Source organism: Dysgonomonas sp. GY75 (genome assembly GCF_015234155.1).
In the GTDB taxonomy this organism is placed as follows: Bacteria; Bacteroidota; Bacteroidia; order Bacteroidales; family Dysgonomonadaceae; genus Dysgonomonas; species Dysgonomonas gadei.
Genome location: NZ_JADCLQ010000067.1, coordinates 12,936 through 33,201, shown reverse-complemented (window position 1 = coordinate 33,201; position 20,266 = coordinate 12,936). Strand labels below are relative to the sequence as shown.

Below are 20,266 nucleotides of genomic sequence, written 5' to 3'. Positions count from 1 at the left end.
TAAAGTGCGGGTATTCCTTAAATAGAATACCCGCACTGTTTAAATAGAGATTATAGGCTCGGGATATTCCTTTATCCAGCTAATATCTCAGGTTGAGATAAAAAGTCATTCACTATCTTCTTGCTGTCTTTTCACTTCCTTTACACCATGAATCAGTTTTTGAAAAGATCTGTTTCTTTTTCTTTTCTCATGTTCCGAAGCAGAGAAATGCCATGCTTCCCGTCGAAGTTTCAGATAGCTCTCATACACTTTATGATCTAACACACCGCTATCCACTGCTTCTAAAACAGCGCAACCAGGTTCACCTGTATGCTCGCAATCCTTGAAACGACAAGATTTTGCATAGTCGGAAATATCCAACATTTCGGCCAAAGAATCAGTATCATCAATCGCTAACCCAAATTCCCGGACGCCCGGAGTATCGATTAAAACTCCCGAACCATCCATCAATAGCATTTCCCGGCGAGTCGATGTATGCCGTCCTTTTCCTGTAGACAGGCTTATATCGGACGTGAGCAATACCGATTTTTCACAGAGTGCATTCACCAGCGAACTTTTTCCGACACCTGATGAACCGACAAACACCACAGTCTCACCTTCTATTATAGATTCCCGTAACCTGAGAATCGTTTCCGGGTGATGGATACTTGTGAAAAATACAGATATCTGCCGGGCAATATGTTTAACATATTTCTCTATTTCCTGTTTGTCGAAACCTAAATCAGCTTTATTGAGGACTAAGACCGGTTTGATATTTTCTTCCAATATCTGAGCCACAAAACGTTCAGCTCTGCGAACATTGAAATTATCATCGAGGCTTTGTACAATAAATGCCTTATCGACATAAGAAGCAATAGCTTGTTTGTCGGCGACCGTCCCACTTTTCTTGCGATACAAGATTCGTTCACGGGGGAACATATCAGTAATAATTCCTTTGCTTTCATCAAATGGCTGAAAAATAACCCAATCACCTACACATGGCAATTCAAAATCAGATTTTCCGTACATCATGTTTCCTGTCAGTTCACACTGTAACAGTCCGTTTTCGGAAATAACTTCATAACAGGTACGATGTACAATAGCCACTCGTCCGTGAGGCAAGGTTTTATGTATGGATTCTTGTTTTAGTTGATATAATCTATCATTCCAACCATAAGTATTTAAATTAATCATTGTTATATCTTTTTGGCGATAAAAAATACATAGCCGTAGAATTCCTTATACTTGCGGTACATCTCGGCATCATAACGTTGAAGTTCAACGAATTCCTCTGCTGTCTTATTTCCGGCATATTTATCAAGAAACATCTTCTGTGCTCTGATCATTGGCGTAAAATAATGATCTGTCCAGCAAGTTTCGGGCAAAATAAAGGTAGCAACAGGCATATATCCGGCAGTCTGTATTTGGCCTACTTTATTGGAAATCGTACTCATTTCAGGGAAATGCGGCATACAATAATGTTCAATTTCTGCCGGACGCTTTTCTGTAAACCAGGAGCTTTCTGTTACAGCGATATATCCCCCCTGTTTCAGAAACTTACGCCACTCGTTCAGTCCCCGTTCAAAGCCGATATTATAAATGGCTCCTTCACACCAGATCAGGTCTAACTCATCATTCCGGAAAGGAAGATTATCCATTGAACGTACAATACCTTTCACTCGGCTCTGAAGGTTCAAATCTCCGGCATTACTGTTGAAACGCTCAATGAATTGCGGAAAAAGATCGAAACCTGTAATCTGTCCCGGTATATGCTGAGCCAGCACCATAGTCTGACCACCTGTTCCGCAACCAATGTCAGCGATTAGGGATTTGTCAGTAAGATTATCTATAAAGTTCAATGCTTTCAGGGTTATTTCAGGGCTACCGGGCCCTTGACGTTTCATATTTAAAAAGAATTCACAGATAAAATTAAAATCGAATTCGTGAATAGTAGTAATATTTTCGTTACTCATTATCGTAATGTATATAGCATACACGAAAAGCATAACAATGCTTTTGCCATTGTACGCAAGATTAAAAACTATAATTATAAATTAATAGAAAAACTACTCTCAAAAGAAGTTATCTGAGAGCAAACGAAAGGACAATTTGTACAAGAAATACAAATTGTTTACTAAACCAAATCCGCTTTAAATAAATTACATGTCATTGTGCAAAGGTATGAAAAAATAATTTACAGAGAGAATTTATGAAATTTTTTAAGGTAAACTACTAAAAATCGGCAACGTTTCAGTTAACAGTATCCTCTTACAAAAATGCTAAGGCGCAAAATTCATGTCATTACTTATAATTTACAGACATATTTGCATTTATTGACTATACATCGTTAAAACCTGACACTTGTGACACTTTTTCATTATTTTTTCACCTGTAATATTTATATTAATTAACAATATCTAATTAAAAGGTAACATAAGTAACGGAAAACAATTGATAATTAAGAATGAACAATTAATTATTATTTTGTCATGCTAAATGATGCGAAGCATCTCCTTTACTAAAAGGTAACAAAGGTAACACAGAAAGCAATTAAAAATGAAGAATGAATAATTAAAAATTAGCTTTTACCAAAAACAGATACCAATGACTTATTACTTAAAACTTACTACTTATGCCAATCAGTAGTTAAAGCAATTATTGTAGGATAAAATTGTTCAATTTTTTTAACATGCCTATCGTCTTGTTTTTCATTTTGCCTTGATGCAAAACGAAACAAAAAATCAAGGCTGCATCCCTTTGGCGACCCAAAACCGCAGCTGCGGTGGGGCAAAATAATACGGAGTCATCTTTTACCGGATTATCAGCCGTGTATAGCAGCTACCCTATTTTGCCCTACACCTCCGCTTTACGGATTGGGTGCCCCGCCTGCGGAATGAGGCCGTTATCGCGATGCGGCGACAAGACAGTGTATCTTCATGCTTTAGCTCCACGTGCGTCAGCCCTCGCGCATTAGTGACGCAGGCGGGGTACCCAATCCGTTGCAGGCGGCGTAGAATCAAACGGGGCGATAGCCCGTGTGTTTGATTCAGACGGCAAAACGGTTTTGGGTCGCCGAGGAACGAAGCGCTAGCCTTTTGGTTCGTTTTGGGCAATGCCAAAATGAACGTTTAAGCGCAACGAAGTGGAGCTGAAAAGAATTGAACATTAAATCTCAACTACTGATTCGCATTACTTGTTAAAAGGTAACAAAAGTAACAGATATTTCAACTATTAGCTGATAGCTTCTAGTCGTTAGCGGTGCGAAGCGACAAAACTCGTAATTTATTATATTGTTTACGTTTATTAACCATGTTTAGTTAAAACCTGACACATCTGACAACTTTGTTACAAGATATACCGCCCCTACAGTTTTTCCAAAAAGTAACAAAGGTTACACATATATCAGTTAACAACTTGTATCTCGTATAATTTTTCGTTCTTCACTTTTCGTTTTTCACTTATTCCAATATTTCAAAGAGCTATAAGCTAACAGCTAAAGGCTATCAGCTTTAGTTATATAGATAAACTTTTTCAAAATATGTAAAAGGAGTCGAAAGAAGGTATTGAAAAGATACACAACACTATCTCACGAACAATTAGTTTTCACTCACTGTTTATAATACATAGAATATCTAATTAAAAAAATATTTTATGCCTGCAAAAAGTGAAAAACAAAGACGATTGATGGGTGCTGCCCTTGCCTATAAAAGGGGAGAAACCAAAAATGTGAGTAATGAAATAAAGAAAATAGCAGATAGTATGACTGAAAAGGAACTGGAAGACTTTGCCTCTAAACCAATATCGAACAAGAAAGGAAAAAAGTAGAGATAGTATAAGTTTATTTTCTGAGAATCTGTTTGCTTCATAACGGAATAGAATCCAAAAAGTAAAAAACACCTTTACTATACGGTATAATTTTATACTGATCTAATAAAATAGTAACAGTTGATGTATAATTAAAATTTGAAATATTATGGAAGGATTAGGAATTCTTTGGACCATTATTATTGGTATCGCAGCCGGAGCAATAGCCGGATGGATAATGAAAGGCAGGGGCTTTGGCCTGATAATAAACCTTATAGTCGGATTAGTCGGGAGTTTCTTGGGCGGATGGATTTATGGGTTGTTAGGTATAACCACCGGGGGAATATTAGGCGTGCTATTAATGTCTGTCATAGGAGCTGTTGTTTTACTCTGGATAATATCATTATTCAAAAGATCAGCAGATTAGCTCATTATAATTTAAATATTTATGGACTTATATTCGGGTTTACCGTATTGGATTGCTAAAAATCCACTATACAACTATTATAACCCTCTAGAATCGGATTTCAATACTGATGTTATAATTATAGGCGCCGGGATTACCGGCGCCTTAGTTGCTCATGAATTATGCAATGCCGGAATAAAATGCGCAATAGTAGATAAACGAAGCATAACCACGGGCAGTTCCACCGCCAGCACCGCCCTGCTACAGTATGAAATAGATACACCTTTGTGCGACATGGTGAAAATGATTGATGAGTATCTTGCCGTACAGGCTTACCGATCCTGCCTTCAATCGATAACAGACATAGAAAACGTTTTTAAAAGTATTGGCTTTAATCCTGATTTTGAAAGGGTACCCAGTGTTTTTTATGCGAGTGACAGGAAGGGGGTGAAACTTATAGAAAGAGAATATGAAATAAGGAAAAAATATAAATTGCCGGTAACCCTTCTGGATAAAAAAGCATTGTATGATAAATATGGTTTTCAGGCACCGTGTGCACTTGAAAATAATGAGTCTGCACAGATAGATGCCTATAAGGCAGCTACTCATTTAATCGATTTCCATATTCATAAAAGCGGCTTAAAGGTTTTTACAAATACCGAAGTTGCCAAATTTAAGAAAAAATCTGCCGGTTATGTATTACAAACAACCAGCGGATATAAGATAAACTCCAAGTATGTAATAATTGCAGCCGGATTTGAAGCAGGTAGGTTCCTGCCAAAACAGGTCATGAAACTGACTTCTACTTATGCATTGGTATCAGAACCTGTAGATGAAAAATATATATGGCATGAAAAGAGCCTTATATGGGAAACAAAAGAACCATATATATACATCCGGACCGACAATGAAAACCGTATTATTGTAGGGGGAGAAGACGAAGAGTTTAAAGATCCTGTAAAAAGAGATAGTTTATTGAGAAAGAAAGTATCTGTCCTTGAAAAGAAATTTAAAAAATTATTTCCTGATATCCCTTTCAAGACAGACATGGCCTGGTGCGGTACTTTCAGTACTACCGACGATGGCCTGCCATATATAGGTGCATGGCCGGGGGCAAACAGAATGTTTTATGCATTGGGCTATGGCGGGAATGGAATTACGTTCAGTATGATAGCGGCCCAACTTATAAAAAACAAATTGAAGGGCATCAGGGACGAAAGAGAGAATATCTTTGGGTTCAACCGAAAACGGAAATAAAAAGTAATCCCATCTCAGAAAGGTTAGCAAAACATTATATCTATGATGAAAAAGTGTGGTAAAAAGAGATTACAACCTTTCACCAGCGCAGATCATAAGAAAAAGCACTGATACCCGGGCGGAAACATATCGAAAAATCTATTTACTTTCAAATAAACCCTGCGGAGAAAATATCTATAAACTATATAATATCAAAGCCTTAACATCTTACTTATTCTTTACTTAATGAAAGAATGGTAGAACCATGAAACCGAAGTAACGCTCTTATATTATCAGTTAATTTCGCAATATCATAATCTGCTTCAGCAGTAACAGTGAATATGAAAGCGTATGGGTCTTCATCATTCAGTTCAATTAACGAGATACCTGCAAATTTTGAAGTTTCTTCAATGATGAGAGACGTTTTGGATTTAATTACAGGGTTTAAAGCTTTTATCTTAATACTAATTTGCTCCACTATGTTCAATTTTGATGTAAAGCTATGAAATAATCACTTAGCAAATAGTTAAAATGTATTTTATACTTTACCGGAGAAGTTAATATTAACTAGTATAGCCTGTTATGGAACATAAAACAGTTCTTCCTATTTATTCTGTACTACGAAACTTATTTCCGGGCTTTTTTTGAAGGTAATCCAGTTTTCCTTGAAATATATCGGCGATACTATAGGCTCTATTCTTAGCTTCATCTGCCACAGGTCCGGAAAACAAATCGTCTACTGTCTCAGTAAAAAGAGATAGCCATCTGTCGAAATGCGTTTTATTGATAGGTAGTTGCGCATGAGGAGGAAACGGATATCCGAAATACGTCTGTTCCTTGAGCAAAATGCTTTGCCAAAAAGAATGTAGTTTAGAGAGATGTTCATCCCAATGGTTTTGTATTTTATCATTAAATATAGGTCCTATCAAATTATCTTTCCGGACTTTACCATAAAATGTATTAACCATTCTCTTAATATCATTTATATTTTCAATATCTTTTACAGGAGTCATATCTGTATGTCTATTATGTGTGAGTTAAATAATTCATTATGTCAAAGATACTAAAAAGAAATAGCCCGGGTGTTTACACCTGACTTTAGTAGTAATTAGTTTTCTTAAACATCTGATTTTCCGACTGAATCCTCATTATATCTTTCAGATCATGGAAAGATATTGGTTCGAAATTATTATTATCCACTCCAACATCATATTGTGAAGCAAATAATCTGGTCTTCAGCGTGGTAAACTCAATCAGATCTCTTGTATGTAAATGTCCGAAAAGCTGCCACGAGCCCTTGAATGAACCTTGCCAGTCCAATAGAGGATAATGGCACAATACCATATACACATACTTTAATGTGATATTATCCTGTATTCTGACATATAGTAAGTCATGAATTTCGTCGAAAATGGATAATAATATATTTTCTGAATAATTGCTGTCGTGATTTCCCCTTATTAATATTTTGCGACCATTTAGCCGGGTAAAGATATCCACAATACTGCTCTTATCACAAAAACCGATATCTCCTAAAACGAAAGTTAATCCATCTGATGGAACAACCTTGTTCCAATTATAGATAAAGGTTTCATTCATTTCTTCGATATCCTTAAATGGCCGGTTAGCAAACTTTATAATTCCATCGTGCCCAAAGTGGTGATCTGACGTAAAAAATATTTTATCTGATGTTTGATTTATTTTTCTCATTTAAAATTTATCTATTACTCTTTTTCTTATTGTTTATTTATTCTTCCACGACCCTACTCTATTCATGTTCTTACTACTCATACTTGACCTTTTGTAGATATTCTGTTCAGACTAAATAAAGTGAATCATCACACATACAAATATAGAGCGATTTTTCATTTTTACTGTATCTCTTAACCTTTTATACTCCATATGGTCTGGGTATGTATAATTCTGTCCAGGATTTATAATATAAATTAATAAATCATCTTTATTGAAACAGCTTAGATGTTTGACATGTTTTTTAAATATAAGCCGACATTAAGTGTTTTATTAACTAAATAAATATTCATCATGAAAGCAGTTGATTTAAGAAAAAGTGTCGTGTTAGTTTTCACGATATTACTATCCTCAATGGCAGCATTCGCCCAAAATGACAAGCGAACGGAAGCAGCTAAAGAAGCAGCAACTCTACTGACGAATACAATGGCAGAGAGTCTTGATCTCACTCAGGATCAGAAAGAGGCTGTTGCCAAGTATAATACAGCCTACACTATGGTTCTCTTCACTACCACGCCATTATCCGATGACATGGTGAAAGAGTTTGATTCGACATTGGATACCAATTTGAAAGGAGTACTCAATGATGAACAATATACAATATGGAGTGAAAAGAAAAATGACTGGCTAACTATCATTAAACAAAAAGTTCCAAAAGAGGAATTACCTGAGTAATAATATCGTACTAAATATTAACGTTATGAAGAAAATAATAATTCTCTCGCTGGTAGTTATAGCTGCCTTTTCTTTGAGTTGTACCAATAACAAAAAAGTTGAGACGCCAAGTGATCCTGTAGAAGTAAAAGATTCTACGCTGATAAATAAAAGTAGCAACGATTCTTTGAAATATTAATTGGACAATCTATAACAATTAACATTTAGGAAAATCCCCTTATAGCATATCAAGGGGATTTTTCAGCTTCTGCATTATTAAACGAGATGCAGTAAATATGGAAGATTATCCTTTTTCCAAAATAGAAAGAATAATTTTCTCTTCTTTTGTCAAGGCTGTCCGGTTATCGGGTTCTCCGACCTTACAGGGCGGGTCAAAATATTCTTGAAGGGAACCGCTTTCATAGAGGCTTATAATAAGAGGATGCACATAATATTTTTTACAGACTGCACGTGTATTCCCCAGATGCGCTGCAACTTTATCCAGAGCCTCTACCACTTTTTTCTTTTGCTCTGTTTGCGAATCACTCCAATCCGATTCTCTGAGTGCCAGAAAAGCATTTACTGTTCCGCCCCACGTACGAAAATCTTTCGAGGTAAAACCTTCTCCGGCAATTTCTTTTATATAATCATTCACCATTCCCGAATCAATGGCTTTACGTTTCCCGTCCTCATCATAATACTGAAACAACTCTTTGCCGGGGATTTCCTTGCATTGTTGAATGATCCTTGCCAATTTCGAATTTTGCAGACTTATATCGTGGTAAATACCTTTTTTACCTTTAAAAGAAAACCTTATTTTATTTCCTTTTATCTCTGTGTGTTTGTTTTTCAGTGTTGTAAGCCCAAACGAGCCATAAAGTTTTTCATAGCTACTATTACCTACTCTTATATGAGTACGTTCCATCAGGCTAACCACTGCGGCTAATACTTTTTCCTGTGGCAATCCTCGGAGTGCCAGATCCCTTTCCACATTCAACCTGATTTGAGGTAAAGCATGGGCAAATTGTATCATACGGTAGTATTTGCTGCGTTTTCTTAATGATACCCATATAGGATGATACCGGTACTGCTTTCTATTCTTAGAGTCAAAACCTGTAGCCTGAAGATGCCCGTTTGCCAACTCGCAGATCCATACACCTTCCCAAGCAGGAGGAATAACCAGTTTCTTAATCCTTTCCAACACCTCTTTATCTTTCACTTCTTTTCCTTTCAAAAAATAACGAAACGTTTTCCCTTGTTTTTTTCGAACTATCCCCTGTTGATTATCAGAAATATATACAAGAGCGAAGGCCTTCGCTGTTTTTTGAGGGTCATGGAGTATATCCGCTATTCTCGCGGACGATATTTTCTGAATAATTTTGTCTGCCCTTTCTGGTTGTTGCATAGATAATTTATTCAAAATAAGCCTGATTATTCTAATATAGAACATACTTGAACACATCTTAGTTCAGTCATAATTTTATCCATTTAGTTCAGCATTAAACAATATTTTATTTTCTATTGTTAGAAGTGATGTATTATAGTTGTTAGACTAAAAAGACAGTAATTATGAATTGGCAAGATATTTTATTTGGTGCTGAAGATTCTATTTTTCTTCTGGAAATTGCTTTCCGTACTTTAATAATGTTCTTTCTCCTTTTTGCAGGCCTACGCATTATAGGAAAACGTGCTGTGAAACAACTGTCTATATTTGAATTGCTGATCATTATCGCGCTGGGCTCTGCCGCTGGCGACCCTATGATCTATAAAGAGATCGGCATTGTATATGCTTTAGTGGTTTTTATTATTATTTTTCTTTCCTATTGGCTTATTACTAAATTGATCGAACATTCGGAAAGAATGGAAACGATTCTTGAGGGAAAACCATATTGTATTATACATGAAGGGAAAGCGTCGAAAGAATCATTACAACATAAAGAATTGGCAATGGATGAATTTTTTTCAGAACTTCGAACCCAGCATATTTTTCATTTGGGACAAGTGGAAAGTGCCATATTAGAAACAACCGGCGAATTAAGTATTTTATGTTATAATCCTCCGGATATAAAAGCGGGATTACCGATATGGCCGCATTATCTGGAGAAGAAGACCAAACAAATAAAGTACCCCGGCGTATATGCCTGCACTTATTGTGGATTTACAAAAACTATGAATGAAGGTGAAAGTAATAAGTGCGGGTACTGCAATAATAATGACGAATGGGTAAAAGCAGAAACCGAAAATCGCGAGAAATAAGTCTATAAGAAATACTTCTCAATAAAAAGAGTAGGATAAAGAGGGTGTTCGGAGAGGCACCCTCCTTTTAACTACAATCTTTCTCTGTAATCATCCATAATCGCAGAGAATAACTTCCCGGTTGTGGGCGGCGTGTACGTTATCAAATTTGCTCCGGCTTCTATTGTACTAAGAATACTTTCCGGAGTGGGTCCTCCTGTTGCTATTACGGGAAATTCGGGATATTTTTTTCTTATATTACGAACAATATTTGCAGTATTTGAACCTCCTGAAACATTAAATATGGATACTCCTGCCTCAATTCTCGATTCGAAGTCTTCTTTTTCAGATACCACTGTTATAACAATAGGAATATCCAGTCTCTCCTTCATTTCGGAAATCAGGCTATTGGGGGTGGGCGCATTCAGTACTACGCCATAAGCTCCGTTTAACTCTGCATTAATTGCAATATCGATAGATCGCTGACCTCCTGTAATCCCCCCTCCTACACCGCAGAATACAGGTGTGGGAGATATTTCTATAATTGCCTGATTGATCGCAATCTGAGGAGTAAAAGGATAAACGGCAATAACTCCGTCTGCGTTATTATTCTTAATAATGGCCAGATCAGTAGAAAAGACCAATGATTTCAATCGCTTACCAAAAATATTAATACCACTCGCATTATATATTTCTTCCGGCATTTTAATCGGCTTTTTACGCAGTACCGATTCGATTATTGGGATAGGTATCTTATTCATAAAGCATAAGTATTATCTGTTTAAAATCCTCTATAAAGATAAAACCCCGATGTCGTAAGAGTTGTTTATCAGGAAAGTCTATAATAATTGCTTGTTATTTTTTATATAGAAATTTTCACTAAATTTAGATATGGAAATAATCCACATCTCTTATCATATCAATCTTCAGATATCTGATACAAATTCCTCAACAATCCAAAGCCCCGAATAAAAAAGTATAATGGGATTCCTGATTTTCGAGATCATTCATAACTTTTAAAAACTTACTGACATACTGTTGTCAACCTTGTATAATATTTTTGCATCAATAGTCGAAACCAAAACATTAGAATATGAAACTTAAATCTTACTTAGTATTTAACGGTAATGCAGAAGAAGCACTAAATTTTTACGCAGAAGTATTTAATGGGACGAAAAGCGATATCCTACGTTATAAAGATTGTCCGGATGAAGAAACCCCTGTTGACTACGAAAATAAAATAGTCCTCTCCAATCTTAGCTTTAATGGTTGCACAATTGGTATGGCAGATACTTTACCTAATATGAAAGCTGATTTTGGTTCTCTGGGACATGCAACTGCAATATTTTGTGATACGGAACAGCAACTTAATGATATTTATACAAAATTATCTTTCGGAGGACAAATAAAATGTGAACTTTGTAATCCAAGTTTTTCAAAACTATATTCTGAAGTTCTCGATAAATTCGGTGTACTATGGGGATTAATACTTGAATAAGTAACAAACGAACTGGAGCAACTCTACTATATATTCACATTGCTTATGCAACTACGAGTACAATCATCGCACTATATAACTAAAAGGAAGAAAACCAAATGGATAAAAAGACTCTAAATGCCGCGAAATTTGCCCTCATCGATTCGGATTTTTAAACAATAAAACAGAGTGAACAAAGACTTAAACCGGCTCGACCGCATATCGGCATTACTGGTACAGCTACAATCGCGACCAGTTGTCAAGGCTTCTGAAATGGCAGAACGCTTTGGAGTGAGCCTGCGAACCATTTATCGGGATATGCATACCTTATCAAAAGCCGGAGTACCTATCTGTGGCAATTCGGGAGTCGGCTACTCTCTGGTTGAAGGTTACAGATTGCCTTCTCTTATGTTCACAAAGGAAGAGGCTATGGCGTTTCTTACCGCAGAAAAAATTATCGAGCAACTTACCGATACCCAGAACAGCAACTTCTTTCGTCAGGGAATGGATAAAATCCGTGCTGCACTGAGAGCTGTCGATAAAAAATACCTCCACGATATGGGCGATTCCATAGCTGTATACAAAAGTAGAAATACACGGGAAAGTTTACCCAACTTGTTACAAACAATACTTAGCAGTATTAATGATAAGTTAATCGTAGAGGTCAATTACTCCGATATAGATGAGAATAAGAGCCTGAGAGCTCTGGAAGCTATCGGTATCACTTATACACATCCAAACTGGTATCTTGTGGCCTGGTGTCACTTACGAAAGGAATACCGGGTATTCAGGTTTGATCGTATCGAGAATATAAAAATAACATCTAACGGACACTCGAAAGAACACCCGCCATTGAGATCGCTTCCAGGATGTGAAGATTCTCAATATCTTCAAAAAGTAGTCTTGCACACAAGCAAAGTAGTGGCCAGATACCATGCAGATAGATGTTACGCTATGGGATTGGCCGAAGAAAAAGAACTTGTGACCGGACAAGTAGAGCAAACTTATATGGCTTATTCTCTAGAACCTTTAGCCAGATGGGTCCTGGCAAATGCTGACACAACGACAGTAATTAGTCCTATTGAAGTAAAAGATATTATAAAACTAATCGTTAAAAATTTAGACTTATGAAAATTAACAGTACAGAGATTAAAAACCTGGAACCAATCAAAACGATTGCATTTTCTCATGTTGGAGATTATACCCGTATTGAGAAGACATTTGAAAAACTCGCAGCATGGGCAGAGGCAAATAACCTATGGGCAGCTTCTCCGAGAGTAGCGGGCGTCTACCATGATGATCCCTCCAATACACCGATCGAAGAACTACGCTCCGAGGCTTGCCTGGAAGATATTTCAGGGATTGAACCCGGTGAAGGTATGCATTGCTACACGATAAGCGGAGGTAAATACTTTGTGATGCAATTTGAATTAACCATGTCAGAGTATGTTGAAGCTTGGAATAAAGCATATGCTGCATTTAACGAAAAAGGATATGAATATGATATGCGAGATCATTACGAGCTTTATGGTATTTGTACCGAAGAGCCTCAGGATGCTGATACTCCTTGGAAGGTAGATTTATGCATCCCGATGAAATAGTCTTAACTACATTATAATATGAAAATAGCTGTGTAAAATAGGCTGCGCAGCTATTTTTATAAATCTTTCAGTATATGAAAACCCTGAAACCATTGGTAGACAAGAACTACTTATTACAGAAATTTGAAGGAAAAGGAGGCTGGACTTTCGCTGAAATCCCTGAAATCCCAATGCCTAAAACATCTTTCGGAATGCTGAAAGTAAAGGGAAAGATAGATAATTACGAGTTTTCCGATGTCCGTTTACTTCCTCTTGGAAATGGCCATTTATTTATGGCTGTTAATTTACAATTAAGAAGAATGATAGACAAGCATGCCGGCGACACCGTACATATCGTTATTTATAACGATGATCTGCCAACCATGATTCCCGAAGAACTAGCTCTGTGCATGAATTTCGAGGATGGAGTCATGGATAAGTTCCAATTCTATAGCGATGGCGAAAAAAAGGCGTTTATCAATTGGATCTATTCAGCCAAGACCGAACAGACTAAAATAGACCGGATAGCCAAAACCATAATGATGATCCAAAACAATGAAAAGTTCAGCAATAAGATAAAGCGAGATTAGTTCCTTAGAAAGCTTTCAGGCTCAGGTCAATATTCGGAGCAGCATATATTATCGCTCCCGAAGAGATATAGTCCACACCCGTTTCGGCTATTGCATGCACTGATTCTTTCGTGATTCCGCCCGATGCCTCTACCTTAACTGCACCATCAATGAGCTGTACCGCCGCTGCCATTTCAAACAGGGACATATTATCTAGCATGATCACATCCACTGCGTTTGTAGCCAACGCTTCTTTCACTTCTTTAAGATTACGGGTCTCCACTTCTATTTGCAGATCTTTTCCTATCTCTTTCAAATATTTTACTGTAGCTTCCACGGCTTTGGTTATACTTCCGGCATAATCATTATGATTATCTTTCAGCATTATCATATCAAAAAGCCCGTAACGATGATTCTTTCCCCCGCCGATATACACTGCCCATTTTTCGCACATACGGAAGATAGGAGATGTTTTGCGGGTATCGAGTATGCGGGTATTGGTATCGGCCAATAGTTCCACCATTTCGTGCGTATAAGTCGCTATGCCACTCATGCGTTGCATACAGTTGAGTACCAGTCGTTCCATTGTAAGGATAGAACGTGCCGAACCGGATACAATGAAAGCAATATCACCTTCTTTCACACTATCCCCGTCATTTTTATATACTTCTATTTCCAGGGTTTTATCATAATAATGAAATATCTCCTGAGCAAGGTCTACTCCAGCCAGAATACAGTCATGCTTGATTAGTAGTCGTGCTCTCTGCTTCAATCCGGCAGGAACACTGGCTAAAGTAGAGTGGTCACCGTCACCGATATCCTCTTTTATAGCTTCATCTATAAAATGATATAGTCTTTCATCCGTTACATAAGGTGGTCTATTCATTTCTTATCCAAATCTTTATTATAAAATGTGCCTCTATTTTCTGTTTGTTCCATACTTTGGGTTATTATCAGAAAGGCGACACTTACCAGATTACGTAGTTCTGATAACTGAGGTGACAATATGGAAAAGTTATATATTTCTTTCACCGACCTGTATATCTCTTCCTCTTTCTGTTTTGCCAACTTTAGGCGTCTGTTACTGCGAACTATGCCCACAAGGTCACTCATTAATGTCTGTAGTTCTTTGCGCAGATAATTCAGTAATACCATTTCCTCATTTACCTTCATTCCTTCCTGATCCCATTCCGGTATTTTATGAAGTTGTTCATAGTTAAAGTTGTCCTCTCCGAGCCGTTCCAGCGTTTTTACGGCTGCACGATGTCCAAAAACCAATGCCTCGAGCAGGGAATTTGAAGCCAAACGGTTTGCCCCGTGCAATCCCGTATTGGAACATTCGCCTACAGCAAACATATTTTTAATTGTGCTTTGTCCGAATAAGTCTACGTCTATACCTCCGCACAGATAATGACTGGCCGGGACAACAGGTATCAAATCTCTGAACATATCCAGTCCGGCATCTTTACACTGTTTGTAAATATTGGGGAAATGTTCCATAAACTTACGCTGGTCGAGATGACGGCAATCGAGACATACATAATCATCTCCCCGCAACTTCATTTCGCTATCGATAGCACGGGCCACAATATCGCGTGAGGCAAGCTCTTCCCGGTCATCGTATTTGTGCATAAAGAGTTCTCCCGATGCTGTACACAGCTTTGCCCCGAATCCTCTTACAGCTTCCGAAATTAACGGTAACTGTCCGGTAGTAAGGCTATAAAACGCTGTAGGATGAAACTGGATGAACTGCATATTGCTGATCCTGGCCTTTGCCCTGTGCGCCAGACCTATGCCATCACCCGTAGCGATTATCGGATTGGTTGTATTCTTGTATACATGCCCGCAACCACCTGTTGCCATAAGCGTTATTTTGGCCGACATCTTCTTTATGCGTTGCGTCTTCAGATCGAGGACGTAAGCCCCATAACAATTCAGGTTATATTTATCGAATGATTCGCCAGGTATATGATGTTCCGTAATAAGGTCAATCACATAGTGATGATTGAGTAGTTCCACATTCGGCAGCCGCTCTATGGCTTTCAATAAGGCCCTCTCTATTTCTGCTCCCGTAATATCTTTATAATGCACTACACGGTTTTCCGTATGGCCGCCTTCACGTCCCAGATCGTATGTCTGAAACTCATTCTTATCGAAGTTAGCCCCCCACTCCACTATTTCGCGGATACGCTCAGGGCCTTCTGTTACCACTGCTTCCACAGCTTCTCTCTTGCATAATCCGTCTCCGGCACGCAGGGTATCTTCAATATGTTTTTCGAAACTGTCTTTTGTGAAGTCTGTTACTACAGCTACACCTCCCTGGGCATACTTTGTATTCGACTCTTCATCATCCGATTTGGTTATAACCGCAACTTTGGCATCGGGTTTCTGCTGCGCTATTTTCATCGCATAAGAAAGTCCGGATATGCCTGAGCCGATTACAAGAACATCTGTATAAATCATTCTATAAATTAAAAAATTATGAATGAAGAATGAAGAATTATGAATTACTAAGCATCTGTGCCATTTTTCATTCTTAATTCTTAATTCTTAATTTCCTATTATCTATTTAATTGCTTTCGAAAGTTCCAGCATCTTATTTATCGGACGCAGTGCTTTAATGCGTATTTCTTCATCCATCAGGATTTCAGGAAGTTCGTATTTCATACACAAATACAATTTTTCCATTGTATTCAGTTTCATAAAATGACATTCACTGCAATTACATTTATCATCGATAGTAAGTGCCGGAATAAGTTTTTTCCCGGGTGCCCGTTTACGCATTTCATGCAATATACCTTCTTCAGTGGCTACTATAAATTCCTCTGCCGCATCATTTACTACATAATTAAGTAGATTTGCGGTAGAACCGATATAATGTGCTACCTGCAACACAGGTTTCTGAGCTTCAGGGTGTGCTATTAACTTCGCCTTCGGATGATTGAGCATTTGCTCTGCTATGCGTTCCAAAGAAAATGCTTCGTGGACAATGCAGGCACCATCCCAAAGTATCATATTACGGCCTGTCACCTGATTGATATATCGTCCCAGATTCTTATCTGGAGCAAATATTATTTTTTGCTCTTCAGGCAGCGAATTTATAATATGTTCGGCATTGGATGAAGTTACTATGATGTCACTTTCGGCTTTTACTCCCGAATCACAGTTGATATAGCTTACCACAATAGCCCCGGGATGCTTCTTTTTTAACTCCCTTAAGCCTTCGCCCGAACAGGAATCTGCTAATGAACACCCGGCCAGTAAATCGGGCAATACGACTTTCTTGGCCGGATTAAGTATTTTAGCTGTTTCTGCCATGAAATGAACACCACAGAAAACAATCATATCGGCATCCGTCTTCTCGGCTGCACGTGCCAGTTGCAGGCTGTCGCCAAGAAAATCGGCTATATCCTGAATATCACCTGTCTGATAATAATGTGCGAGAATTATAGCATTCTTCTCTTTGCGCATACGGTTGATCTCTTCTATCAGGTCTATTCCTTTTGGTATTTCCATACTCAGATAGCCTTTTACTGGTAGTAATTCAACCGCTTTATCGAATGTTGTCATATCTTTTGTGAAATAGAATTACTCGTTTTTTTAGTAAATAAGTATTGTAAAACATTTATCATTAAGCTCTTCAACTATAGCTGCTTCAAATCTGCTTTAGTTTTAAGTTTCGCAAACAAAAATACTTATAAAAACTGATTTATCCGAAATTCGAATGTATAAATGAAAGGCCTATATCTTAGCACCCATTACTATTACTCTCAGAAAGTAACATCTCAAGCATTGACACAATTAAATTTTAACTAAATATCAACTGAACCCCTCATTTAATTAACCTTTGTTTTCAATATATAGTCAAAAGGTAACAGATGTAACAGTTTTTCTAACTTTTCTGTTTGTTACTTTTTTCGTTATCAAAACACCACAATAAAATTCCGGCATAATCATTTCAAAGAATCTTCAGCATATAGCTTCTATGTATAGATAAACAAAAAGAAATATCATAAATCATTCTGCGGTTTATTATAGAGATTAAATAGTTGTATTTAAACGTTGGATTACAGTAGTCGTTTTTTTTCTACGCGCAATCAGAGATTGCTTGTGTTCCTTTTGGCCAAAGCCCCAAAAGGAACCAAAAATGCTTTGACGCCCGCTTTGAAGGCCGACCCATAACGGACTTAAAGGCTAAACGAAAAAACTCGCTCTCAATAGAGCAAAATACGGTAGCTGCTATACCAGGTTGATAATCCGGCTAAAGATGATTCTTCATTATTTTGCTCCACCGAAGCTGCGGTTTTGGGTCGCCGAGAAACCAAGCGCTAGCCTTTTGCTTACTTTTGGGCAATGCCAAAATGAACGTTTAAGCGAAACGAAGTGGAGCTAAAAAAAATCCAGCAATTTTATACGACAACAATAATCTCAGCTACAGATTGAAATGATTACTTATTATAACAAAAGAAGCTGCCCCACCGGGACAGCTTCTTTCTATTATCTAGGCTTATTAGTATTAAGCTTTTCCTGCACTGCCAAGCACTGCTTCAATTTTATGCTTGTATAGTTTCTTCATGTTATCGCGAGCTGGTCCAAGATATTTACGAGGATCGAATTCGCCCGGTTTAGTAGCAAATACTTCACGTACCGCAGCAGTCATTGCAAGACGGCTGTCAGAGTCGATATTGATTTTGCACACTGCTGATTTTGCAGCTTTACGAAGTTGTTCTTCAGGAATACCGATTGCATCTTTTAGTGCGCCACCGTATTTGTTAATAGTTTCAACTTCCTCCTGTGGTACAGAAGATGCTCCGTGAAGTACGATAGGGAATCCCGGAAGTTCTTTTTCACATCCTTCCAACACGTCGAAACGCAATGGAGGCGGAACAAGGTGACCGTTAGCATCTCTTGTACATTGTTCCGGAGTAAATTTGTTTGCTCCGTGAGAAGTACCGATAGAAATAGCCAAAGAATCACATCCTGTTTTTGTAACGAAATCCACTACTTCTTCAGGTTTTGTATAAGTGTGGTGTTCTGCAGACACTTCGTCTTCTACACCTGCCAATACACCTAGTTCACCTTCAACTGTCACATCGAACTGATGAGCATATTCCACTACTTTTTTAGTAAGAGCTACATTTTCATCATATGGAAGGTGAGAACCGTCGATCATCACAGAAGAGAATCCTGAATCGATACAGTCTTTACAAGTTTCGAAAGTATCGCCATGGTCTAAGTGAAGTACGATTTGCGGTTTTTCCCAACCTAAGCTTTTTGCATATTCTACAGCACCTTGAAGCATATAACGCAACAAGATAGGGTTTGCATATTGACGGGCACCTTTAGATGCCTGTACGATAACCGGTGACTTTGTTTCAGCAGCAGCCTGAACGATAGCCTGCAACTGCTCCATGTTGTTAACATTGAACGCAGGAATTGCATATCCGCCTTTTACTGCTTTAGCAAACATTTCTTTAGTGTTTACTAATCCCAAGTCTTTGTAACTTACCATTGTTTTTGAATTTTTTATTTATAATAATTATGAATAGAATAAATCCTTTAATCGTTACAAAAGTAACAAATTTATACGATATTAAGTGCCTAAAAAAGATAAAATAACCTAATCCGCATTATTTCCACAATGGGCTTGGATACTCTCCTTTTTCTACCAGCTTTTGTAATTTCTCCACTACTCCCGCCCTGTCTTCGGCATATGTAACACCAAACCATTTAGAAGGAGTATCCAAAACTTTCACATCGGCTGTTTTATTTATTATAAGGTGGTCTACCATCAAGGGGATAAAGTATTCAGCCTTGTGATTACCTGCATTTTGTTCAAGGAATTTGATAAAGTATTTTTCAGAATGCTCGAAATAATCAGGTGTGAATCCCCACATATTCATCGATACCGGAGCATTTTCCGGAATCTCGAACCAGTAATTTTCAGCATCTTTATATTGTATCTTTCCATCTTTGCGTTCGATATGCGTACGTTCAACTACACTTTTCAGAAAATGATTATCATCTGTTTCACAAACACCTCTGGCTACTGCCCCGCTTTCAGACAAAGTATTACTCAAACGATAGCCTACCATGCAATAATGGTTTTCGGTACCGTTCATTTTATTTAATTGCTCAGCCAGGATAGCGTAGCTCTCACGGCCGTAAAAATCGTCGGCATTGATAACCGCAAATGGTTCTTTGATAACGTCTTTAGCCATCATTACGGCATGATTTGTCCCCCATGGTTTTTGTCTGTCGGGATGTAGTTCAAATCCTTCTGGCAGATTATCCAGTTCCTGATAAACTACTTCTACCGGAATATGGTTTTCATATTTGGAAACGATTTTTTCACGGAAGTCCTTATCAAATGATTTACGGATAACAAAAACAACTTTTCCGAACCCTGCTCTAAGGGCGTCATAAATGGAATAATCCATGATCGTTTCACCGTTAGGTCCAAGCCCGTCCATTTGTTTAAGACTGCCATAGCGGCTTCCCATACCGGCAGCTAGTACATACAAAGTAGGTTTCATAATAAATATTTTTCAGTTAAATTTTTGAAGTCACAAAGATA

22 protein-coding genes are annotated in these 20,266 nt (G+C 37.7%); 10 read left to right on the top strand and 12 right to left on the bottom strand.

All coding sequences use genetic code 11. The features are described 5' to 3' along the window. Positions 1 to 105: 105 nt before the first annotated feature. Positions 106 to 1,173: a ribosome small subunit-dependent GTPase A gene (gene rsgA / locus IR083_RS23870; RefSeq protein WP_194226191.1), complete on the bottom strand. Its 1,068-nt coding sequence runs from the start codon at positions 1,171 to 1,173 to the stop codon at positions 106 to 108. A 2-nt stretch (positions 1,174 to 1,175) separates the two neighbouring features. Continuing rightward, positions 1,176 to 1,985 (bottom strand): class I SAM-dependent methyltransferase, encoded by an 810-nt coding sequence (locus tag IR083_RS23865; RefSeq protein ID WP_194226190.1) that lies wholly within the window; start codon positions 1,983 to 1,985, stop codon positions 1,176 to 1,178. A gap of 1,645 nt (positions 1,986 to 3,630) precedes the next feature. Here IR083_RS23865 and IR083_RS23860 point away from each other — a divergent pair. The 3 genes from IR083_RS23860 to IR083_RS23850 all read left to right on the top strand — a co-directional run bounded on the left by IR083_RS23860 (position 3,631) and on the right by IR083_RS23850 (position 5,446). Next, positions 3,631 to 3,804: a DUF3008 family protein gene (locus tag IR083_RS23860; RefSeq protein ID WP_006799270.1), complete on the top strand. Its 174-nt coding sequence runs from the start codon at positions 3,631 to 3,633 to the stop codon at positions 3,802 to 3,804. A gap of 148 nt (positions 3,805 to 3,952) precedes the next feature. After that, positions 3,953 to 4,210 (top strand): GlsB/YeaQ/YmgE family stress response membrane protein, encoded by a 258-nt coding sequence (locus IR083_RS23855; protein WP_006799271.1) that lies wholly within the window; start codon positions 3,953 to 3,955, stop codon positions 4,208 to 4,210. 21 nt (positions 4,211 to 4,231) lie between these two features. Further along, positions 4,232 to 5,446, top strand: a complete 1,215-nt coding sequence (locus tag IR083_RS23850) for an NAD(P)/FAD-dependent oxidoreductase (RefSeq protein WP_006799272.1) — start codon at positions 4,232 to 4,234, stop codon at positions 5,444 to 5,446. 211 nt (positions 5,447 to 5,657) lie between these two features. On the opposite strand, the gene IR083_RS23845 is transcribed toward IR083_RS23850, so the two are convergent. The 3 genes from IR083_RS23845 to IR083_RS23835 form a co-directional block, all read right to left on the bottom strand. Continuing rightward, positions 5,658 to 5,903 (bottom strand): hypothetical protein, encoded by a 246-nt coding sequence (locus IR083_RS23845; RefSeq protein ID WP_006799273.1) that lies wholly within the window; start codon positions 5,901 to 5,903, stop codon positions 5,658 to 5,660. Between the two features lie 130 nt (positions 5,904 to 6,033). Beyond that, positions 6,034 to 6,438 (bottom strand): group III truncated hemoglobin, encoded by a 405-nt coding sequence (locus IR083_RS23840; RefSeq protein ID WP_006799274.1) that lies wholly within the window; start codon positions 6,436 to 6,438, stop codon positions 6,034 to 6,036. An 85-nt stretch (positions 6,439 to 6,523) separates the two neighbouring features. Next, positions 6,524 to 7,135: a metallophosphoesterase gene (locus tag IR083_RS23835; RefSeq protein ID WP_194226189.1), complete on the bottom strand. Its 612-nt coding sequence runs from the start codon at positions 7,133 to 7,135 to the stop codon at positions 6,524 to 6,526. A gap of 393 nt (positions 7,136 to 7,528) precedes the next feature. On the opposite strand from IR083_RS23835, the gene IR083_RS23830 reads away from it, so the two are divergent. Further along, positions 7,529 to 7,849, top strand: a complete 321-nt coding sequence (locus IR083_RS23830; RefSeq protein WP_242052523.1) for a hypothetical protein — start codon at positions 7,529 to 7,531, stop codon at positions 7,847 to 7,849. Between the two features lie 25 nt (positions 7,850 to 7,874). After that, a complete protein-coding gene (locus IR083_RS23825; protein ID WP_006799277.1) occupies positions 7,875 to 8,027 on the top strand; it encodes a hypothetical protein in 153 nt (50 codons plus the stop codon). 105 nt (positions 8,028 to 8,132) lie between these two features. Here IR083_RS23825 and IR083_RS23820 read toward each other — a convergent pair whose 3' ends face one another. Then, positions 8,133 to 9,233 carry a DNA topoisomerase IB gene (locus IR083_RS23820; protein ID WP_194226188.1) on the bottom strand — a complete coding sequence of 367 codons (1,101 nt, stop codon included), beginning with the start codon at positions 9,231 to 9,233 and terminating at the stop codon, positions 8,133 to 8,135. Positions 9,234 to 9,397: 164 nt separating this feature from the next. Here IR083_RS23820 and IR083_RS23815 point away from each other — a divergent pair, with 164 nt between their 5' ends. Next, positions 9,398 to 10,084 carry a DUF421 domain-containing protein gene (locus tag IR083_RS23815; RefSeq protein WP_194226187.1) on the top strand — a complete coding sequence of 229 codons (687 nt, stop codon included), beginning with the start codon at positions 9,398 to 9,400 and terminating at the stop codon, positions 10,082 to 10,084. Between the two features lie 71 nt (positions 10,085 to 10,155). On the opposite strand, the gene IR083_RS23810 is transcribed toward IR083_RS23815, so the two are convergent. Next, positions 10,156 to 10,824: a hydrolase gene (locus tag IR083_RS23810; protein WP_194226186.1), complete on the bottom strand. Its 669-nt coding sequence runs from the start codon at positions 10,822 to 10,824 to the stop codon at positions 10,156 to 10,158. A gap of 332 nt (positions 10,825 to 11,156) precedes the next feature. On the opposite strand from IR083_RS23810, the gene IR083_RS23805 reads away from it, so the two are divergent. The 4 genes from IR083_RS23805 to IR083_RS23790 all read left to right on the top strand — a co-directional run bounded on the left by IR083_RS23805 (position 11,157) and on the right by IR083_RS23790 (position 13,710). Continuing rightward, on the top strand, positions 11,157 to 11,561 hold the full coding sequence (locus IR083_RS23805) for a VOC family protein (protein WP_194226185.1): 405 nt from the start codon (positions 11,157 to 11,159) through the stop codon (positions 11,559 to 11,561). Positions 11,562 to 11,729: 168 nt separating this feature from the next. Next, the gene (locus IR083_RS24940) at positions 11,730 to 12,671 is read left to right on the top strand and encodes a helix-turn-helix transcriptional regulator (RefSeq protein WP_006799282.1); all 942 of its coding nucleotides are present in this window, start codon (positions 11,730 to 11,732) and stop codon (positions 12,669 to 12,671) included. Next, on the top strand, positions 12,668 to 13,141 hold the full coding sequence (locus IR083_RS23795) for a GyrI-like domain-containing protein (RefSeq protein ID WP_194226184.1): 474 nt from the start codon (positions 12,668 to 12,670) through the stop codon (positions 13,139 to 13,141). Before IR083_RS24940 ends, IR083_RS23795 begins: the two co-directional genes overlap by 4 nt. 74 nt (positions 13,142 to 13,215) lie before the next feature. After that, positions 13,216 to 13,710: a YdeI/OmpD-associated family protein gene (locus tag IR083_RS23790; protein ID WP_194226183.1), complete on the top strand. Its 495-nt coding sequence runs from the start codon at positions 13,216 to 13,218 to the stop codon at positions 13,708 to 13,710. 4 nt (positions 13,711 to 13,714) lie between these two features. Here the strand turns inward: IR083_RS23790 and nadC are convergent, their stop codons facing one another. The 5 genes from nadC to IR083_RS23765 all read right to left on the bottom strand — a co-directional run bounded on the left by nadC (position 13,715) and on the right by IR083_RS23765 (position 20,225). After that, entirely contained in the window at positions 13,715 to 14,575 is an 861-nt protein-coding gene (gene nadC, locus IR083_RS23785; RefSeq protein ID WP_194226182.1) for a carboxylating nicotinate-nucleotide diphosphorylase, read from the bottom strand. Further along, on the bottom strand, positions 14,572 to 16,152 hold the full coding sequence (nadB, locus tag IR083_RS23780) for an L-aspartate oxidase (RefSeq protein ID WP_194226181.1): 1,581 nt from the start codon (positions 16,150 to 16,152) through the stop codon (positions 14,572 to 14,574). The genes nadC and nadB overlap by 4 nt, the downstream gene beginning before the upstream one ends. 102 nt (positions 16,153 to 16,254) lie before the next feature. Further along, positions 16,255 to 17,259 (bottom strand): quinolinate synthase NadA, encoded by a 1,005-nt coding sequence (gene nadA / locus IR083_RS23775; protein ID WP_194226180.1) that lies wholly within the window; start codon positions 17,257 to 17,259, stop codon positions 16,255 to 16,257. Between the two features lie 946 nt (positions 17,260 to 18,205). Continuing rightward, positions 18,206 to 19,201 carry a class II fructose-bisphosphate aldolase gene (locus IR083_RS23770; protein ID WP_006799288.1) on the bottom strand — a complete coding sequence of 332 codons (996 nt, stop codon included), beginning with the start codon at positions 19,199 to 19,201 and terminating at the stop codon, positions 18,206 to 18,208. A 118-nt stretch (positions 19,202 to 19,319) separates the two neighbouring features. Beyond that, positions 19,320 to 20,225: a sugar phosphate nucleotidyltransferase gene (locus IR083_RS23765; protein WP_194226179.1), complete on the bottom strand. Its 906-nt coding sequence runs from the start codon at positions 20,223 to 20,225 to the stop codon at positions 19,320 to 19,322. Between the last annotated feature and the right edge of the window lie 41 nt (positions 20,226 to 20,266).

Coding starts and splice junctions, on each gene's coding strand:
- rsgA (WP_194226191.1), bottom strand. CDS start 1,173: ATGATTAATTTAAATACTTATGGTTGGAATGATAGATTATATCAACTA.
- IR083_RS23825 (WP_006799277.1), top strand. CDS start 7,875: ATGAAGAAAATAATAATTCTCTCGCTGGTAGTTATAGCTGCCTTTTCT.
- IR083_RS23805 (WP_194226185.1), top strand. CDS start 11,157: ATGAAACTTAAATCTTACTTAGTATTTAACGGTAATGCAGAAGAAGCA.
- IR083_RS23815 (WP_194226187.1), top strand. CDS start 9,398: ATGAATTGGCAAGATATTTTATTTGGTGCTGAAGATTCTATTTTTCTT.
- IR083_RS23840 (WP_006799274.1), bottom strand. CDS start 6,438: ATGACTCCTGTAAAAGATATTGAAAATATAAATGATATTAAGAGAATG.
- IR083_RS23860 (WP_006799270.1), top strand. CDS start 3,631: ATGCCTGCAAAAAGTGAAAAACAAAGACGATTGATGGGTGCTGCCCTT.
- IR083_RS23865 (WP_194226190.1), bottom strand. CDS start 1,985: ATGCTTTTCGTGTATGCTATATACATTACGATAATGAGTAACGAAAAT.
- IR083_RS23820 (WP_194226188.1), bottom strand. CDS start 9,233: ATGCAACAACCAGAAAGGGCAGACAAAATTATTCAGAAAATATCGTCC.
- IR083_RS23770 (WP_006799288.1), bottom strand. CDS start 19,201: ATGGTAAGTTACAAAGACTTGGGATTAGTAAACACTAAAGAAATGTTT.
- nadC (WP_194226182.1), bottom strand. CDS start 14,575: ATGAATAGACCACCTTATGTAACGGATGAAAGACTATATCATTTTATA.
- IR083_RS23810 (WP_194226186.1), bottom strand. CDS start 10,824: ATGAATAAGATACCTATCCCAATAATCGAATCGGTACTGCGTAAAAAG.
- IR083_RS23830 (WP_242052523.1), top strand. CDS start 7,529: ATGGCAGCATTCGCCCAAAATGACAAGCGAACGGAAGCAGCTAAAGAA.
- IR083_RS23855 (WP_006799271.1), top strand. CDS start 3,953: ATGGAAGGATTAGGAATTCTTTGGACCATTATTATTGGTATCGCAGCC.
- nadB (WP_194226181.1), bottom strand. CDS start 16,152: ATGATTTATACAGATGTTCTTGTAATCGGCTCAGGCATATCCGGACTT.
- IR083_RS23765 (WP_194226179.1), bottom strand. CDS start 20,225: ATGAAACCTACTTTGTATGTACTAGCTGCCGGTATGGGAAGCCGCTAT.
- IR083_RS23850 (WP_006799272.1), top strand. CDS start 4,232: ATGGACTTATATTCGGGTTTACCGTATTGGATTGCTAAAAATCCACTA.
- IR083_RS23790 (WP_194226183.1), top strand. CDS start 13,216: ATGAAAACCCTGAAACCATTGGTAGACAAGAACTACTTATTACAGAAA.
- nadA (WP_194226180.1), bottom strand. CDS start 17,259: ATGACAACATTCGATAAAGCGGTTGAATTACTACCAGTAAAAGGCTAT.
- IR083_RS23795 (WP_194226184.1), top strand. CDS start 12,668: ATGAAAATTAACAGTACAGAGATTAAAAACCTGGAACCAATCAAAACG.
- IR083_RS23835 (WP_194226189.1), bottom strand. CDS start 7,135: ATGAGAAAAATAAATCAAACATCAGATAAAATATTTTTTACGTCAGAT.